Origin of the sequence: Pseudomonas taeanensis MS-3, assembly GCF_000498575.2 — a bacterium.
GTDB lineage: Bacteria > Pseudomonadota > Gammaproteobacteria > Pseudomonadales > Pseudomonadaceae > Aquipseudomonas > Aquipseudomonas taeanensis.
Window position 1 is genome coordinate 150384 of the sequence record NZ_AWSQ01000010.1, and the last position, 14629, is coordinate 165012.

Consider the following 14629-nt stretch of genomic DNA (forward strand, 5'->3'; position numbering starts at 1 on the left):
GTGATGATGACGATCAGGCTGTCGCCTTATCGTCTTTCTTCAGACTTGCCGGCGGCCAATTGTCGAGGCGCATACCGAGGGACAGACCGCGAGAAGCCAGAACATCCTTGATTTCAGTCAGGGATTTCTTGCCCAGGTTCGGCGTTTTCAACAGTTCTACTTCGGTGCGTTGAATCAGGTCACCAATGTAGTAAATGTTTTCTGCCTTGAGGCAGTTCGCCGAACGCACAGTCAGTTCCAGATCATCTACCGGACGCAGCAGGATCGGATCGATCTCGTCTTCCTGCTCAATCACCACCGGCTCACTGTCACCTTTGAGGTCGACGAACGCGGCCAACTGCTGCTGCAGAATGGTCGCGGCACGACGAATAGCTTCCTCAGGATCAAGAGTCCCGTTGGTCTCTAGGTCGATAACCAGTTTGTCCAAGTTGGTACGCTGCTCGACGCGAGCGTTTTCAACCACGTAAGCAATACGACGTACCGGGCTGAACGAAGCATCAAGCTGCAAGCGACCGATGCTGCGGCTTTCGTCTTCATCACTCTGGCGTGCATCTGCCGGCTCATAGCCACGACCACGAGCTACGGTGAGCTTCATGTTCAGCGCGCCATTTGCCGCCAGGTTAGCGATTACGTGGTCGCCATTGACGATTTCGACATCATGATCCAGCTGAATATCGGCAGCGGTAACTACACCCGAGCCCTTCTTCGCCAGAGTCAGCGTCACTTCGTCGCGACCGTGCAGCTTGATAGCCAGACCTTTAAGGTTGAGCAGGATCTCAATCACATCTTCCTGAACACCTTCGATGGCGCTGTACTCATGGAGTACACCGTCAATCTCGGCCTCGACTACTGCACAGCCAGGCATGGAGGACAACAGGATGCGACGCAGCGCGTTGCCCAGGGTATGGCCAAAACCACGCTCGAGAGGCTCGAGAGTGATCTTAGCGCGGGTCGGACTGACCACCTGCACATCGATATGGCGGGGGGTCAGGAACTCATTTACCGAAATCTGCATGGATGCACCTATTTTCTAGCCCTTACTTGGAGTAGAGCTCGACAATCAGGCTTTCGTTGATGTCGGCGGAGAGATCACCACGAGCAGGGACGCTTTTAAATACGCCGGACTTCTTCTCGGTGTCTACTTCTACCCATTCAACGCGGCCACGCTGAGCACAGAGTTCAAGGGCTTGAACGATGCGCAGCTGATTTTTCGCCTTCTCGCGAACTGCAACGACGTCACCAGCTTTAACCTGGTAGGACGGCACGTTTACAGTTTTACCGTTGATGCTGATCGACTTGTGCGAAACCAACTGACGGGATTCAGCACGGGTCGAACCATAGCCCATACGGTAAACAACGTTATCCAGACGACACTCAAGCAGTTGCAGCAGGTTCTCACCAGTAGCGCCTTTCTTACCGGCCGCTTCTTTGTAGTAACCACTGAACTGACGCTCAAGCACACCATAGATACGGCGAACTTTTTGCTTCTCACGCAGCTGAGTACCGTAGTCGGACTGACGGCTACGGCGCTGACCGTGAATACCTGGGGCTGCTTCGATGTTGCACTTCGATTCCAGAGCGCGTACGCCACTCTTCAGGAAAAGATCTGTGCCTTCACGACGAGACAGTTTGCATTTGGGACCAATGTAACGAGCCATTTCTCACTGTCTCCTGATTACACGCGACGCTTCTTCGAAGGACGGCATCCGTTATGCGGGATGGGCGTCACATCGGTGATGCTGGCGATCTTGTAACCGCAACCGTTCAAAGCACGGACAGCGGACTCACGACCCGGACCGGGACCCTTGACGTTAACGTCGAGGTTCTTCAGGCCGTATTCCAGCGCAGCTTGACCAGCACGTTCAGCAGCCACCTGGGCAGCGAACGGGGTGCTTTTACGCGAGCCGCGGAAACCCGAACCACCAGAGGTAGCCCAGGACAGGGCGTTACCCTGACGGTCAGTAATGGTCACGATTGTGTTGTTGAAAGAAGCGTGGATATGGGCGATGCCATCCACCACTGTCTTTTTGACTTTCTTACGAGTACGAGCAGCAGGCTTAGCCATGACTTAATTCCTGTCGATTCGCGGGCGCAATTACTTGCGGATCGGCTTACGCGGGCCCTTACGGGTGCGCGCGTTGGTCTTGGTACGCTGACCGCGGACCGGAAGGCCACGGCGATGGCGCAGACCGCGGTAGCAGCCCAGGTCCATCAAGCGCTTGATTTTCATGTTCACTTCACGACGCAGATCACCTTCGGTATTAACCTTGGCTACTTCGCCACGCAGCTGCTCGATCTGCTCGTCAGAGAGATCTTTGATCTTTACTGCCGGATTAACGCCAGCAACAGCGCAGATTTTCTGTGCTGTAGTGCGACCGACACCGAAGATGTAGGTCAGCGAGATAACAGTGTGTTTGTTATCCGGAATGTTTACGCCTGCAATACGGGCCATTCAGTGTAACTCCAATTGACAGCTACCTACGCCCCGGAAGCCAAGAAATAGGGCGCGAGATACTAACGCTGTAAAAACAAATAATCAACCCGGTAGCGCACTAGCTACCGGGTTTGTAACGCTTCAATCACATCAGCCTTGGCGCTGTTTGTGACGCGGTTCCGCACTGCAAATCACTCGCACAACACCTTCGCGACGAATAATTTTGCAGTTACGGCACAGCTTTTTCACCGATGCACGAACTTTCATTACCCACTCCTCGAACCTTATGGACACTTCAGCGAAGCATGCCGCTGCCGTAGCCCTTCAGGTTGGCTTTCTTCATCAGGGATTCGTACTGGTGCGAAACGAGGTGCGATTGTACTTGCGACATGAAGTCCATCACAACCACTACCACGATTAGCAACGAGGTCCCGCCAAGGTAGAACGGTACGTTGGCCGCCACCACCAGAAACTGGGGCAACAAGCATACGGCCGTCATGTACAGAGCACCGAACATGGTCAAACGAGTCAACACGCCATCGATATAGCGCGCAGACTGCTCACCCGGACGGATACCCGGAATAAAGGCACCGGACTTCTTCAGGTTTTCCGCTACGTCTTTCGGATTGAACATCAAGGCTGTATAGAAAAAGCAGAAGAAAACAATCCCCGCACTAAACAGCAAAATATTCAACGGCTGACCAGGAGCGATAGCCTGTGAAATATCCTGCAGCCAGCCCATACCTTCAGACTGACCAAACCAGGCACCCAGCGAAGCCGGGAACAACAGAAGGCTGCTGGCGAAGATCGCAGGAATAACACCCGCCATATTCACCTTCAAAGGCAAGTGACTGGTCTGCGCCGCAAAAACCTTACGGCCCTGCTGACGCTTGGCGTAGTGCACCGCAATGCGACGCTGACCACGCTCAATGAACACCACAAAACCAATGATCGCTACTGCCAGCAAACCGATGGCGATAAGGGCGAAAATATTGATATCGCCCTGCCGAGCAGACTCGAAAGACTGCCCGATCGCCGACGGCAGACCGGCTACGATGCCTGCAAAAATCAGCATCGAAATACCGTTGCCAACACCGCGCTCGGTGATCTGCTCACCCAACCACATCATAAACATCGCACCCGCCACAAACGTGGTGACTGCTACGAAGTGGAAGCCGAAATCGACCGAAAACGCTACACCCTGACTCGCCAGGCCTACGGACATTCCGATAGCCTGAACGAACGCCAAGAGCAAAGTGCCGTAGCGGGTGTATTGGCTGATCTTGCGACGACCAGCCTCACCTTCCTTCTTCAACTGCTCCAACTGCGGGCTGACAGCGGTCATCAACTGCATGATGATCGATGCCGAAATATACGGCATGATCCCCAACGCAAAGATGCTCATCCGCTCCAGCGCACCGCCGGAAAACATGTTGAACAAGCTAAGAATGGTCCCCTCATTCTGTCGAAACAGATCTGCCAGCCGGTCTGGATTGATTCCCGGCACTGGAATGTGTGCACCGATCCGATAGACGATAATCGCCATTAACAGGAAGCGCAGTCGAGCCCAGAGCTCGGATAACCCGCCATTGCTGAGCGCTGAGAGAGCACCTTGCTTAGCCATTTATTCCTCGAACTTACCGCCAGCTGCTTCGATAGCCGCACGCGCACCTTTGGTGGCAGCGATACCTTTAAGGGTGACAGCACGAGTAACCTCGCCGGACAGCATGACTTTCACGCGCTGTACGTTTTGGTTAATCAGGTTGGCATCCTTTAGCGCTTGCAGAGTAACAACGTCGCCTTCAACCTTATTCAGCTCGGAAGTACGCACTTCTGCGCGATCCATAGCCTTCAGGGAAACGAAGCCGAACTTAGGCAAACGACGGTGCAGAGGTTGCTGACCGCCTTCAAAACCCGGAGCAATGGTGCCACCGGAACGGGAGGACTGACCCTTGTGGCCACGGCCACCGGTCTTACCCAAACCGCTACCGATACCACGGCCCGGACGGTGCTTCTCGCGACGGGAACCCGGCGCAGGACTCAGATCGTTCAGGTACATGTATTAACCCTCGACTCGCAGCATGTAGTAAGCCTTGTTGATCATCCCGCGATTCTCGGGAGTATCCAGGACCTCTACAGTGTGACCAATCCGACGCAGACCCAGACCCTTCACACACAGCTTGTGATTCGGGATACGGCCGCTAACGCTTTTGATCAGCGTAACTTTGACGGTGTTAGCCATGATTAGAAAATCTCCTTAACAGTCTTGCCGCGCTTGGCAGCAATAGAATCAGGAGACTGCATAGCCTTCAGCCCTTTAAAAGTGGCATGAACCACGTTCACTGGGTTGGTCGAGCCATAGCACTTAGCCAAAACGTTCTGCACACCAGCCACTTCCAGCACGGCGCGCATTGCACCGCCAGCGATGATACCAGTACCTTCAGAAGCCGGCTGCATGTACACCTTAGAGGCGCCATGGGCAGATTTCATCGCGTACTGCAGCGTAGTGCCGTTCAGATCAACCTGGATCATGTTGCGGCGCGCAGCTTCCATAGCCTTCTGGATTGCAGCAGGCACTTCACGGGACTTGCCACGGCCGAAACCAACGCGACCCTTGCCATCACCCACCACGGTCAACGCGGTGAATGTGAAAATGCGGCCACCCTTAACGGTTTTAGCAACGCGATTAACCTGTACCAGCTTCTCGATATAGCCTTCGTCGCGCTTTTGGTCGTTATATGACATAACTTAGAACTCCAGCCCGCCTTCACGAGCAGCATCAGCCAGCGCCTGAACGCGGCCGTGGTACTTGAAGCCAGAACGGTCGAATGCAACCTGAGTTACACCAGCGGCTTTCGCACGCTCAGCAACCAGCTGACCAACTTTCTTGGCCGCGTCGACGTTGCCAGTGGCGCCATCACGCAGTGCTTTGTCCAAAGTCGAGGCGCTGGCCACAACTTTGCTGCCGTCGGCCGAAATAACCTGGGCATAAATGTGCTGCGAAGAGCGATACACGCAGAGACGCACGACTTCTAACTCGTGCATTTTCAAACGTGCTTTGCGAGCGCGACGCAGTCTTGTTACTTTCTTGGCGGTCATTTGCTAGGCCCTACTTCTTCTTGGCTTCTTTACGGCGGACGACTTCGTCAGCGTAACGAACACCCTTGCCCTTGTAAGGTTCAGGACGACGGAAGTCACGAATCTCCGCAGCAACCTGACCAACCAACTGCTTATCGACACCCTTGATCAGGATATCGGTCTGGCTAGGGGTTTCGGCGGTAACGCCTTGCGGCAGTTCGTAATCGATCGGGTGCGAATAGCCCAATGCCAAGGACAGAACCTGTCCTTTGGCTTGCGCCTTGTAACCAACACCGACCAACTGGAGCTTACGCTCGAAGCCTTCGCTGACGCCGATTACCATATTGTTAACCAACGCACGAGTGGTACCGGCCATTGCACGGGTTTGCTGGTCGCCGTTACGAGCAGCAAAACGCAGCTCACCGGATTCCTCAAGCACCTCAATGGACGAATGAATATTCAGTTCCAAAGCGCCCTTGGCGCCTTTCACCGAAAGCTGCTGACCGGCGAGCTTAATCTCTACACCAGATGGCAACTTGACGGGGTTTTTAGCAACGCGAGACATGCTTATACCCCCCTTAGAACACTGTACATAGCACTTCACCGCCGACACCGGCAGCGCGCGCAGCACGATCCGTCATCACACCTTTGTTGGTGGAGACGATAGATACGCCGAGACCGCCACGAACTTTGGGCAGATCATCGACGGACTTGTACTGGCGAAGGCCTGGACGGCTGACGCGCTTAACTTCTTCAATGACCGGACGGCCTTCGAAGTACTTCAGCTCGATGGACAGCTGCGGCTTAACTTCGCCGCTGATCTGATAACCCGCAATATAACCTTCGTCCTTGAGAACTTGGGCTACAGCCACCTTCAACGTGGAAGACGGCATGCTTACGACGGACTTTTCAGCCATCTGGGCATTACGGATACGAGTTAGCATGTCCGCTAACGGGTCCTGCATACTCATGGGCTAGACGCTCCTGATACAAAAAGAATTAGCCTTACGGCTAGAGTCACCAGAACGCTGGACAAGATAAAGCCCAGGCTCAGGCGAGCCGAACATTCTAGAGAGTGATCAAAAATGAATCAAGCCCCAAAAGGGGCTTGATTCATTTTCTTGCACTGGATCAACGGCACCGAAGCACCGCCGACCCAGATTTAGACAATCACTTACCAGCTGGCCTTGCGCAGACCTGGTACATCGCCACGCATTGCCGCTTCACGCAGCTTGATACGCGACAGGCCGAACTTACGGAAAACACCGTGCGGACGACCAGTAATGCGGCAGCGATTACGCAGGCGAGAAGAGCTAGCATCACGCGGCTGCTTTTGCAACGCGATCTGGGCTTCCCAGCGAGCTTCCGGACTGGCTTCCAGATCGGAGATGACTGCCTTTAGCTCGGCACGCTTTTTGGCGTACTTGGCTACCGTTTGCTGACGCTTCAGCTCACGGTTTTTCATGCTCATTTTGGCCATGATCCAACTCCAATCAGTTGCGGAACGGAAACTTGAAGGCGCGCAGCAATGCACGACCCTCGTCATCCGTACGAGCAGTGGTGGTCAGGGTAATATCCAGACCACGCAGGACATCGATCTTGTCGTAGTCGATTTCCGGGAAGATGATCTGCTCTTTAACACCCATGCTGTAGTTACCACGACCGTCGAAGGACTTGGCATTCAGCCCACGGAAATCACGCACCCGCGGCAGGGAGATCGACAGCAGACGATCCAGGAATTCGTACATACGATCACTGCGCAAGGTAACCTTGACACCGATCGGCCAACCTTCACGAACCTTGAAACCTGCAATCGACTTACGGGCATGAGTCACAACGACTTTCTGACCGCAAATCTTTTCCAGATCGGAAACAGCATGGTCGATAATTTTCTTATCGCCAATTGCTTCGCCAAGACCCATGTTCAGGGTGATTTTGGTAATGCGCGGAACTTCCATCACGTTCGAAAGCTTCAGTTCATCCTTCAGCTTCGGCGCGATTTCTTTCCGATAAATCTCTTTTAGTCGTGCCATGGTCTTCTACCTAGCAGTGTTCAAGCATCAACCGCTTTTTGGGTCGACTTGAAGACACGAATTTTTTTACCGTCTTCAACTTTGAAACCAACACGATCTGCCTTGCTGGTTTCGCCATTGAAAATGGCCACGTTAGAAGCGTGCAATGGCGCTTCCTTTTCAACGATACCGCCTTGAACGCCCGACGCAGGGTTCGGCTTGGTATGGCGCTTGACCAGGTTGATCCCACCAACGACCAGACGGTCATCAGCGAGCACCTTCAGCACCTTGCCACGCTTACCTTTGTCTTTGCCGGCGATCACGATGATCTCGTCGTCACGACGAATCTTTTGCATGTCGGATCTCCTTACAGCACTTCAGGGGCGAGCGAGACGATCTTCATGAACTTCTCGTTGCGAAGCTCACGGGTCACGGGCCCAAAAATACGGGTGCCGATCGGCTCTTGCTTGTTGTTCAACAGAACAGCAGCGTTGCCATCAAAGCGAATGATCGAGCCATCAGGACGACGAACGCCGTGACGAGTGCGGACTACAACAGCAGTCATCACTTGGCCTTTTTTCACTTTGCCGCGCGGAATTGCTTCCTTAACGGTAACTTTGATGATGTCGCCAATGCCAGCGTAGCGGCGATGCGAGCCACCCAGCACCTTGATGCACATAACGCGGCGCGCACCACTGTTGTCGGCCACATCGAGCATGGATTGAGTCTGAATCATATAATTTCTCCGACCCCTAGTCCTTAGACTTCCACTGCGCGTTCGAGAACTTCAACCAGCGCCCAAGACTTGGTCTTGGCTACAGGACGAGTTTCGCGAATGGAAACCTTGTCACCGATATGGCACTGATTGCTTTCGTCGTGAGCGTGCAGCTTGGTCGAACGCTTGACATATTTACCGTAGATCGGGTGCTTAACACGGCGCTCGATCAATACGGTGATGGTCTTGTCCATTTTGTCGCTGACGACACGGCCGGTCAGCGTACGGACTGTTTTTTCGGCTTCAGCCATGATCACTTACCTGCCTGCTGGTTGAGCACAGTTTTCACACGAGCAATGTCGCGCTTAACTTGCGAGAGCAGGTGAGACTGCCCCAACTGGCCAGTTGCTTTCTGCATACGCAGATTGAACTGGTCGCGCAGCAGGCCGAGCAGTTGCTCGTTCAGCTGCTGTGCTGATTTTTCACGAAGTTCGTTCGCCTTCATTACATCACCGTCCGCTTAACAAAAGTGGTGGCGAGCGGCAGCTTTGCAGCAGCCAGGGCGAAAGCCTCACGCGCCAACTCTTCGGAAACGCCTTCGATCTCATACAGGACTTTACCTGGCTGGATCTGGGCTACCCAATATTCAACGCCACCCTTACCTTTACCCATCCGCACTTCGAGAGGCTTCTTGGTTACAGGCTTGTCAGGGAACACGCGAATCCAGATTTTCCCGCCACGCTTAACGTGACGAGTCAGAGCACGACGAGCGGACTCGATCTGGCGGGCGGTGAGACGACCGCGGGCAACAGACTTCAGCGCGAACTCGCCGAAGCTGACTTTGCTACCGCGCTGAGCCAGGCCACGGTTGTGGCCAGTCATCTGCTTGCGGAACTTCGTACGCTTTGGTTGCAACATTTGGCGTACCCCTTACTTAGCAGCTTTTTTACGAGGCGCGGGTGCTTGCGGCTTGAGCTCTTCCTGGCGACCACCAATCACTTCGCCTTTGAAGATCCAAACCTTGACACCGATCACACCGTAAGTGGTGTGCGCTTCGTACGTGGCATAGTCGATATCGGCACGCAGGGTGTGCAACGGCACACGACCTTCGCGATACCATTCGGTACGTGCAATTTCAGCACCACCAAGACGACCGCTCACTTGGATTTTGATGCCCTTGGCACCAATACGCATCGAGTTCTGAACAGCGCGCTTCATAGCGCGACGGAACATCACGCGACGCTCCAGCTGCTGAGCTACGCTCTGCGCAACCAGCATACCGTCGAGCTCCGGCTTGCGGATCTCTTCGATATTGATGTGCACTGGCACACCCATTTGCTTGGTCAGGTCCTGACGCAGCTTCTCAACATCTTCACCTTTCTTGCCGATCACGATACCGGGACGGGCGGTGTGGATGGTGATGCGTGCGGTTTGAGCCGGACGAGCAATGTCGATACGGCTCACGGACGCGCTTTTTAATTTGTCTTGGAGATACTCGCGCACCTTCAGATCAGCGAACAAATAGTCCGCATAAGTCCGACCGTCTGCGTACCAGACGGAGGTGTGCTCCTTGACGATTCCCAGGCGAATGCCAATGGGATGTACTTTCTGACCCATCTGATCGACTCCGTTACTTGTCCGCAACCTTGACAGTGATATGGCAAGACCGCTTGACGATGCGATCAGCGCGGCCTTTGGCACGCGGCATGATTCGCTTCAGCGAACGCCCTTCGTTGACGAAAACGGTGCTGACCTTAAGGTCATCAACATCTGCGCCTTCGTTATGCTCGGCGTTGGCCACAGCCGACTCCAGCACTTTCTTGATGATCTCGGCGGCTTTCTTACTGCTGAAAGCCAATACATTGAGCGCTTCGCCCACCTTCTTCCCGCGGATCTGGTCTGCGACCAAGCGGGCTTTCTGGGCGGAGATTCGAGCGCCCGACAACTTAGCGGCTACTTCCATTTCCTAACCCCTTAACGCTTGGCTTTCTTGTCTGCTACGTGCCCACGATAAGTGCGGGTACCAGCAAACTCGCCGAGTTTGTGACCGACCATGTCTTCGTTCACAAGAACTGGGACATGTTGACGGCCGTTATGCACAGCGATGGTCAGACCGACCATTTGCGGCAGAATCATCGAACGGCGCGACCAGGTTTTAACTGGTTTGCGATCGTTCTTTTCCGCCGCCACTTCGATCTTCTTCAGTAGGTGAAGATCAATAAAAGGACCTTTTTTCAGAGAACGTGGCACTGTCGTATCCCTCTATTTACTTGCGACGACGGACGATCATGTTATCGGTGCGTTTGTTACCACGAGTCTTCGCGCCCTTAGTCGGGAAGCCCCATGGAGACACCGGATGACGACCACCAGAGGTACGACCTTCACCACCACCGTGTGGGTGGTCGACCGGGTTCATGGCAACACCACGAACGGTCGGGCGAACGCCACGCCAGCGCTTGGCACCAGCTTTACCCAGCGAACGCAGGCTGTGCTCGGAGTTCGAGACTTCGCCCAGGGTCGCACGGCACTCAGCCAGCACTTTACGCATTTCACCGGAACGCAGACGCAGAGTCACGTAGACACCTTCACGCGCAATCAGCTGAGCCGAAGCACCAGCGGAACGTGCGATCTGAGCGCCTTTACCCGGCTTCAGCTCGATACCGTGAACAGTACTACCAACTGGAATGTTGCGCAGTTGAAGACTGTTACCGGCCTTGATCGGAGCCATCAGACCCGAGACCAACTGATCACCAGCAGAAACGCCTTTAGGGGCGATAATGTAGCGACGCTCGCCATCGGCATACTTCAGCAGGGCCAAATGCGCAGTACGGTTCGGATCGTATTCAATGCGCTCGACAGTGGCTGGAATGCCATCTTTGTCATTGCGACGAAAATCGACCAAGCGGTAATGCTGCTTGTGACCACCACCGATATGACGGGTAGTGATGCGACCATTGTTGTTACGACCGCCAGTCTTCGACTTCTTCTCAAGCAGCGGAGCGTAAGGAGCGCCTTTATGCAGCTCCTGATTGACCACCTTGACCACAAAACGGCGGCCAGCGGAAGTCGGTTTGCATTTAACGATTGCCATGATGCACCCCTCCCTTACTCAGCACTGCTGGCGAAATCGAGATCTTGGCCCGGCTGAAGGGAGATAACTGCCTTCTTCCAGTCGTTACGCTTGCCCAGACCGCGAGCGGTGCGCTTGCTCTTACCCAGAACGTTCTGAGTAGTCACACGCTCAACCTTCACGCTGAACAGGCTTTCGACGGCCTTCTTGATTTCCAGCTTGGTTGCATCGGTTGCAACCTTGAAAACGAATTGGCTTTTCTTGTCAGCCAGAACAGTAGCCTTCTCGGAGACGTGCGGGCCAAGTAGCACTTTAAATACGCGTTCCTGGTTCATCCCAGCAGCTCCTCGAATTTCTTCACGGCAGAAACGGTAACCAGTACCTTTTCGTACGCGATCAGACTGACCGGATCGGAACCTTGCACGTCACGAACATCAACATGCGGCAGGTTACGAGCAGCCAGGTACAGATTCTCATCAATAGCATCGGACACGATCAACACATCGGTCAGACCCATGCCATTCAGCTTGCCCAGCAGATCTTTAGTTTTCGGAGCTTCAACACTGAAGTCCTCAACTACTACCAGGCGATCAGTACGAACCAGCTCAGCAAGAATCGAACGCAATGCAGCGCGATACATCTTCTTGTTCAGCTTTTGATCGTGATTTTGCGGACGAGCAGCAAAGGTCACACCACCGCCACGCCAGATCGGACCGCGCGTGGTACCAGCACGAGCACGACCAGTGCCCTTCTGACGCCACGGACGCTTGCCACCACCGGATACATCGGAGCGGGTCTTCTGCTGCTTGCTGCCTTGACGGCCGCCGGCCATATAGGCCACAACTGCTTGGTGAACTAAGGTCTCGTTGTAATCGCCACCGAAAGTTGCTTCGGAAACCTCGATCGCTTGAGCGCCATTTACATTTAATTGCATGTCAGCTTCCCCTTAACCGCGAGCCTTGGCTGCCGGACGCACAACCAAGTTGCCGCCAGTAGCGCCAGGAACGGCACCCTTGACCAACAGCAGGTTGCGTTCAGCATCGACGCGCACTACTTCCAGGGACTGCACAGTCACGCGCTCAGCACCCATGTGACCGGACATTTTCTTGCCCTTGAAGACGCGACCCGGAGTCTGGCACTGGCCAATCGAACCCGGAACACGGTGGGACACGGAGTTACCGTGAGTATTGTCTTGGCCGCGGAAGTTCCAACGCTTGATGGTACCGGCAAAGCCTTTACCCTTGGACTGACCGGTGACATCCACCATTTGTCCAGCTTGGAAAATTTCAGCGTTGATCAGATCGCCGGCCTGGTAATCGCCTTCTGCAAGACGGAATTCCCAAACACCACGACCTGCCGCGACGTTCGCCTTAGCGAAGTGACCGGCCTGAGCCTTGCTGACACGCGAAGCACGACGCTCACCGACAGTAACCTGCACTGCACGATAGCCATCGGTTTCTTCAGTTTTGAACTGGGTGACGCGATTCGGCTCGATCTCAATGACCGTAACCGGAATGGAGACACCTTCTTCGGTGAAAATACGGGTCATACCGCATTTACGACCGACTACACCAATAGTCATGTTGTAACCTCATGAGTGTACGGGGCTTTCACCCGCTATGGCCGCCCATTTCAGAGCGTTACACGACTAAAACCCCAAGGTTTTAGCCGAGGCTGATCTGCACTTCCACGCCAGCCGCAAGATCGAGCTTCATCAGCGCATCAACGGTTTTATCCGTTGGCTGGACAATGTCCAGAACACGCTTGTGGGTACGAATTTCGAACTGATCCCGCGCGTCTTTGTTGACGTGCGGAGAAGTCAGTACGGTGTACCGCTCCTTGCGGGTAGGCAGAGGAATCGGACCACGCACCTGAGCACCAGTACGTTTCGCGGTTTCCACGATTTCCTGGGTAGATTGATCGATCAGGCGATGATCAAAAGCCTTCAACCGAATACGGATTTGTTGATTTTGCATTTTGACCTCAGATTCCAAGCTGCTATTCCCAACAGGCGCAATACGCCCGTTAAAAGGAGGCGCAATTCTATAGACGGCTCCTATGGGTGTCAACCCAATAAAAAAGCCCCCGCAAGCGGGGGCTCCTCTGCAGACCAATCGATTACTCGATGATCTTGGCAACCACGCCAGCACCAACGGTACGGCCGCCTTCGCGAATCGCGAAACGCAGACCATCTTCCATGGCGATCGACTTGATCAGGGTAACAACCATTTTCACGTTGTCGCCCGGCATTACCATTTCAACGCCTTCCGGCAACTCGCAGTTACCAGTCACGTCCGTAGTACGGAAGTAGAACTGTGGGCGATAGCCTTTGAAGAACGGAGTGTGGCGACCGCCTTCTTCCTTGCTCAGCACGTACACTTCAGCTTCGAACTTGGTGTGCGGCTTAACGCTACCTGGCTTAGCCAGGATCTGACCACGCTCTACGTCGTCACGCTTGGTACCGCGCAGCAGGATACCGCAGTTCTCGCCAGCACGACCCTCGTCGAGCAGCTTGCGGAACATCTCAACACCAGTGCAGATGGTCTTGACGGTGTCACGCAGACCCACGATCTCAACTTCTTCCTGGATCTTGATGATGCCGCGCTCAATACGACCAGTCACAACGGTACCGCGACCGGAAATCGAGAACACATCCTCAACCGGCATCAGGAACGGCTTGTCGATCACGCGAACCGGATCCGGGATGTAGGTATCCAGCGTCTCAACCAGCTTACGAACGGCACTGGTGCCCATTTCGTTGTCGTCCTGGCCGTTCAGAGCCATCAACGCGGAGCCGATGATGATCGGAGTGTCGTCACCTGGGAAGTCGTAAGCCGACAACAGGTCGCGAACTTCCATCTCAACCAGTTCCAGCAGCTCAGCGTCATCCACCATGTCAGCCTTGTTCAGGAAGACAACGATGTACGGAACACCAACCTGACGGGACAACAGGATGTGCTCGCGAGTCTGCGGCATCGGGCCGTCAGCAGCCGAGCAGACCAGAATAGCGCCATCCATCTGCGCAGCACCGGTGATCATGTTCTTCACGTAATCCGCGTGACCCGGGCAGTCAACGTGCGCGTAGTGACGGATAGTGGAGTCATATTCAACGTGGGAAGTGTTGATCGTGATACCACGAGCCTTCTCTTCCGGAGCGCTGTCAATTTGTGCGAAGTCACGAATAGCGCCACCGAAAGCCTCAGCACAGACCTTGGTCAGTGCTGCAGTCAGAGTGGTTTTACCATGGTCAACGTGACCGATGGTGCCAACGTTTACGTGCGGTTTGCTACGTTCAAATTTTTCTTTAGCCACGACAGTGA

General features: G+C 54.4%; 28 protein-coding genes. All 28 read right to left on the reverse strand.

Annotation, left to right across the window (positions count from 1 at the left end):
• Positions 1–13 precede the first annotated feature (13 nt).
• The 28 genes from TMS3_RS23260 to tuf all read right to left on the reverse strand — a co-directional run bounded on the left by TMS3_RS23260 (position 14) and on the right by tuf (position 14621).
• A complete protein-coding gene (locus tag TMS3_RS23260; RefSeq protein WP_025167706.1) occupies positions 14–1015 on the reverse strand; it encodes a DNA-directed RNA polymerase subunit alpha in 1002 nt (333 codons plus the stop codon).
• A 22-nt stretch (positions 1016–1037) separates the two neighbouring features.
• A complete protein-coding gene (rpsD, locus tag TMS3_RS23265; RefSeq protein ID WP_025167707.1) occupies positions 1038–1658 on the reverse strand; it encodes a 30S ribosomal protein S4 in 621 nt (206 codons plus the stop codon).
• 17 nt (positions 1659–1675) lie between these two features.
• Positions 1676–2065, reverse strand: a complete 390-nt coding sequence (gene rpsK, locus TMS3_RS23270; RefSeq protein WP_013789773.1) for a 30S ribosomal protein S11 — start codon at positions 2063–2065, stop codon at positions 1676–1678.
• Between the two features lie 30 nt (positions 2066–2095).
• Positions 2096–2452, reverse strand: a complete 357-nt coding sequence (rpsM, locus tag TMS3_RS23275; RefSeq protein WP_025167708.1) for a 30S ribosomal protein S13 — start codon at positions 2450–2452, stop codon at positions 2096–2098.
• A 132-nt stretch (positions 2453–2584) separates the two neighbouring features.
• Complete coding sequence (rpmJ, locus tag TMS3_RS24835) at positions 2585–2701, reverse strand: 50S ribosomal protein L36 (RefSeq protein WP_002555468.1); 117 nt, start codon at positions 2699–2701, stop codon at positions 2585–2587.
• Positions 2702–2729: 28 nt separating this feature from the next.
• Positions 2730–4058: a preprotein translocase subunit SecY gene (gene secY, locus TMS3_RS23280; protein WP_025167709.1), complete on the reverse strand. Its 1329-nt coding sequence runs from the start codon at positions 4056–4058 to the stop codon at positions 2730–2732.
• The gene (gene rplO / locus TMS3_RS23285; protein WP_025167710.1) at positions 4059–4493 is read right to left on the reverse strand and encodes a 50S ribosomal protein L15; all 435 of its coding nucleotides are present in this window, start codon (positions 4491–4493) and stop codon (positions 4059–4061) included. It lies immediately after the preceding gene.
• Positions 4494–4496: 3 nt separating this feature from the next.
• On the reverse strand, positions 4497–4676 hold the full coding sequence (rpmD, locus tag TMS3_RS23290) for a 50S ribosomal protein L30 (protein ID WP_025167711.1): 180 nt from the start codon (positions 4674–4676) through the stop codon (positions 4497–4499).
• A 2-nt stretch (positions 4677–4678) separates the two neighbouring features.
• Entirely contained in the window at positions 4679–5179 is a 501-nt protein-coding gene (gene rpsE, locus TMS3_RS23295; protein ID WP_025167712.1) for a 30S ribosomal protein S5, read from the reverse strand.
• Between the two features lie 3 nt (positions 5180–5182).
• A complete protein-coding gene (gene rplR, locus TMS3_RS23300; protein WP_025167713.1) occupies positions 5183–5533 on the reverse strand; it encodes a 50S ribosomal protein L18 in 351 nt (116 codons plus the stop codon).
• A gap of 10 nt (positions 5534–5543) precedes the next feature.
• Entirely contained in the window at positions 5544–6077 is a 534-nt protein-coding gene (gene rplF, locus TMS3_RS23305) for a 50S ribosomal protein L6 (RefSeq protein WP_025167714.1), read from the reverse strand.
• Positions 6078–6090: 13 nt separating this feature from the next.
• The gene (gene rpsH, locus TMS3_RS23310; RefSeq protein ID WP_025167715.1) at positions 6091–6483 is read right to left on the reverse strand and encodes a 30S ribosomal protein S8; all 393 of its coding nucleotides are present in this window, start codon (positions 6481–6483) and stop codon (positions 6091–6093) included.
• 203 nt (positions 6484–6686) lie between these two features.
• Entirely contained in the window at positions 6687–6992 is a 306-nt protein-coding gene (gene rpsN, locus TMS3_RS23315; RefSeq protein WP_025167716.1) for a 30S ribosomal protein S14, read from the reverse strand.
• Positions 6993–7005: 13 nt separating this feature from the next.
• Complete coding sequence (gene rplE / locus TMS3_RS23320; RefSeq protein WP_025167717.1) at positions 7006–7545, reverse strand: 50S ribosomal protein L5; 540 nt, start codon at positions 7543–7545, stop codon at positions 7006–7008.
• A gap of 20 nt (positions 7546–7565) precedes the next feature.
• Positions 7566–7880: a 50S ribosomal protein L24 gene (gene rplX, locus TMS3_RS23325; protein WP_025167718.1), complete on the reverse strand. Its 315-nt coding sequence runs from the start codon at positions 7878–7880 to the stop codon at positions 7566–7568.
• Positions 7881–7891: 11 nt separating this feature from the next.
• Complete coding sequence (rplN, locus tag TMS3_RS23330; protein ID WP_014854220.1) at positions 7892–8260, reverse strand: 50S ribosomal protein L14; 369 nt, start codon at positions 8258–8260, stop codon at positions 7892–7894.
• Between the two features lie 23 nt (positions 8261–8283).
• Entirely contained in the window at positions 8284–8550 is a 267-nt protein-coding gene (gene rpsQ / locus TMS3_RS23335; protein WP_025167719.1) for a 30S ribosomal protein S17, read from the reverse strand.
• A gap of 2 nt (positions 8551–8552) precedes the next feature.
• On the reverse strand, positions 8553–8744 hold the full coding sequence (gene rpmC / locus TMS3_RS23340) for a 50S ribosomal protein L29 (RefSeq protein WP_002555481.1): 192 nt from the start codon (positions 8742–8744) through the stop codon (positions 8553–8555).
• Positions 8744–9157 (reverse strand): 50S ribosomal protein L16, encoded by a 414-nt coding sequence (gene rplP, locus TMS3_RS23345; RefSeq protein WP_003243901.1) that lies wholly within the window; start codon positions 9155–9157, stop codon positions 8744–8746. Before rplP ends, rpmC begins: the two co-directional genes overlap by 1 nt.
• 12 nt (positions 9158–9169) lie before the next feature.
• Positions 9170–9856: a 30S ribosomal protein S3 gene (gene rpsC / locus TMS3_RS23350; protein WP_025167720.1), complete on the reverse strand. Its 687-nt coding sequence runs from the start codon at positions 9854–9856 to the stop codon at positions 9170–9172.
• A 13-nt stretch (positions 9857–9869) separates the two neighbouring features.
• A complete protein-coding gene (rplV, locus tag TMS3_RS23355) occupies positions 9870–10202 on the reverse strand; it encodes a 50S ribosomal protein L22 (protein ID WP_025167721.1) in 333 nt (110 codons plus the stop codon).
• An 11-nt stretch (positions 10203–10213) separates the two neighbouring features.
• Positions 10214–10489: a 30S ribosomal protein S19 gene (gene rpsS / locus TMS3_RS23360; protein WP_002555486.1), complete on the reverse strand. Its 276-nt coding sequence runs from the start codon at positions 10487–10489 to the stop codon at positions 10214–10216.
• 16 nt (positions 10490–10505) lie between these two features.
• Complete coding sequence (gene rplB, locus TMS3_RS23365; protein ID WP_025167722.1) at positions 10506–11330, reverse strand: 50S ribosomal protein L2; 825 nt, start codon at positions 11328–11330, stop codon at positions 10506–10508.
• A gap of 14 nt (positions 11331–11344) precedes the next feature.
• Positions 11345–11644 carry a 50S ribosomal protein L23 gene (rplW, locus tag TMS3_RS23370; protein WP_025167723.1) on the reverse strand — a complete coding sequence of 100 codons (300 nt, stop codon included), beginning with the start codon at positions 11642–11644 and terminating at the stop codon, positions 11345–11347.
• On the reverse strand, positions 11641–12243 hold the full coding sequence (rplD, locus tag TMS3_RS23375) for a 50S ribosomal protein L4 (protein WP_025167724.1): 603 nt from the start codon (positions 12241–12243) through the stop codon (positions 11641–11643). The genes rplW and rplD overlap by 4 nt, the downstream gene beginning before the upstream one ends.
• Before the next feature lie 12 nt (positions 12244–12255).
• A complete protein-coding gene (gene rplC, locus TMS3_RS23380) occupies positions 12256–12891 on the reverse strand; it encodes a 50S ribosomal protein L3 (protein ID WP_025167725.1) in 636 nt (211 codons plus the stop codon).
• 82 nt (positions 12892–12973) lie between these two features.
• Positions 12974–13285, reverse strand: a complete 312-nt coding sequence (rpsJ, locus tag TMS3_RS23385) for a 30S ribosomal protein S10 (protein WP_025167726.1) — start codon at positions 13283–13285, stop codon at positions 12974–12976.
• 142 nt (positions 13286–13427) lie between these two features.
• On the reverse strand, positions 13428–14621 hold the full coding sequence (tuf, locus tag TMS3_RS23390; RefSeq protein ID WP_025167727.1) for an elongation factor Tu: 1194 nt from the start codon (positions 14619–14621) through the stop codon (positions 13428–13430).
• Positions 14622–14629 lie beyond the last annotated feature (8 nt).

Excerpts from the sequence above, each read along its gene's own strand:
- TMS3_RS23260 (WP_025167706.1), bottom strand. The coding sequence starts at position 1,015 with ATGCAGATTTCGGTAAATGAGTTCCTGACCCCCCGCCATATCGATGTG.
- rpsD (WP_025167707.1), bottom strand. The coding sequence starts at position 1,658 with ATGGCTCGTTACATTGGTCCCAAATGCAAACTGTCTCGTCGTGAAGGC.
- rpsK (WP_013789773.1), bottom strand. The coding sequence starts at position 2,065 with ATGGCTAAGCCTGCTGCTCGTACTCGTAAGAAAGTCAAAAAGACAGTG.
- rpsM (WP_025167708.1), bottom strand. The coding sequence starts at position 2,452 with ATGGCCCGTATTGCAGGCGTAAACATTCCGGATAACAAACACACTGTT.
- rpmJ (WP_002555468.1), bottom strand. The coding sequence starts at position 2,701 with ATGAAAGTTCGTGCATCGGTGAAAAAGCTGTGCCGTAACTGCAAAATT.
- secY (WP_025167709.1), bottom strand. The coding sequence starts at position 4,058 with ATGGCTAAGCAAGGTGCTCTCTCAGCGCTCAGCAATGGCGGGTTATCC.
- rplO (WP_025167710.1), bottom strand. The coding sequence starts at position 4,493 with ATGTACCTGAACGATCTGAGTCCTGCGCCGGGTTCCCGTCGCGAGAAG.
- rpmD (WP_025167711.1), bottom strand. The coding sequence starts at position 4,676 with ATGGCTAACACCGTCAAAGTTACGCTGATCAAAAGCGTTAGCGGCCGT.
- rpsE (WP_025167712.1), bottom strand. The coding sequence starts at position 5,179 with ATGTCATATAACGACCAAAAGCGCGACGAAGGCTATATCGAGAAGCTG.
- rplR (WP_025167713.1), bottom strand. The coding sequence starts at position 5,533 with ATGACCGCCAAGAAAGTAACAAGACTGCGTCGCGCTCGCAAAGCACGT.
- rplF (WP_025167714.1), bottom strand. The coding sequence starts at position 6,077 with ATGTCTCGCGTTGCTAAAAACCCCGTCAAGTTGCCATCTGGTGTAGAG.
- rpsH (WP_025167715.1), bottom strand. The coding sequence starts at position 6,483 with ATGAGTATGCAGGACCCGTTAGCGGACATGCTAACTCGTATCCGTAAT.
- rpsN (WP_025167716.1), bottom strand. The coding sequence starts at position 6,992 with ATGGCCAAAATGAGCATGAAAAACCGTGAGCTGAAGCGTCAGCAAACG.
- rplE (WP_025167717.1), bottom strand. The coding sequence starts at position 7,545 with ATGGCACGACTAAAAGAGATTTATCGGAAAGAAATCGCGCCGAAGCTG.
- rplX (WP_025167718.1), bottom strand. The coding sequence starts at position 7,880 with ATGCAAAAGATTCGTCGTGACGACGAGATCATCGTGATCGCCGGCAAA.
- rplN (WP_014854220.1), bottom strand. The coding sequence starts at position 8,260 with ATGATTCAGACTCAATCCATGCTCGATGTGGCCGACAACAGTGGTGCG.
- rpsQ (WP_025167719.1), bottom strand. The coding sequence starts at position 8,550 with ATGGCTGAAGCCGAAAAAACAGTCCGTACGCTGACCGGCCGTGTCGTC.
- rpmC (WP_002555481.1), bottom strand. The coding sequence starts at position 8,744 with ATGAAGGCGAACGAACTTCGTGAAAAATCAGCACAGCAGCTGAACGAG.
- rplP (WP_003243901.1), bottom strand. The coding sequence starts at position 9,157 with ATGTTGCAACCAAAGCGTACGAAGTTCCGCAAGCAGATGACTGGCCAC.
- rpsC (WP_025167720.1), bottom strand. The coding sequence starts at position 9,856 with ATGGGTCAGAAAGTACATCCCATTGGCATTCGCCTGGGAATCGTCAAG.
- rplV (WP_025167721.1), bottom strand. The coding sequence starts at position 10,202 with ATGGAAGTAGCCGCTAAGTTGTCGGGCGCTCGAATCTCCGCCCAGAAA.
- rplB (WP_025167722.1), bottom strand. The coding sequence starts at position 11,330 with ATGGCAATCGTTAAATGCAAACCGACTTCCGCTGGCCGCCGTTTTGTG.
- rplW (WP_025167723.1), bottom strand. The coding sequence starts at position 11,644 with ATGAACCAGGAACGCGTATTTAAAGTGCTACTTGGCCCGCACGTCTCC.
- rplD (WP_025167724.1), bottom strand. The coding sequence starts at position 12,243 with ATGCAATTAAATGTAAATGGCGCTCAAGCGATCGAGGTTTCCGAAGCA.
- rplC (WP_025167725.1), bottom strand. The coding sequence starts at position 12,891 with ATGACTATTGGTGTAGTCGGTCGTAAATGCGGTATGACCCGTATTTTC.
- rpsJ (WP_025167726.1), bottom strand. The coding sequence starts at position 13,285 with ATGCAAAATCAACAAATCCGTATTCGGTTGAAGGCTTTTGATCATCGC.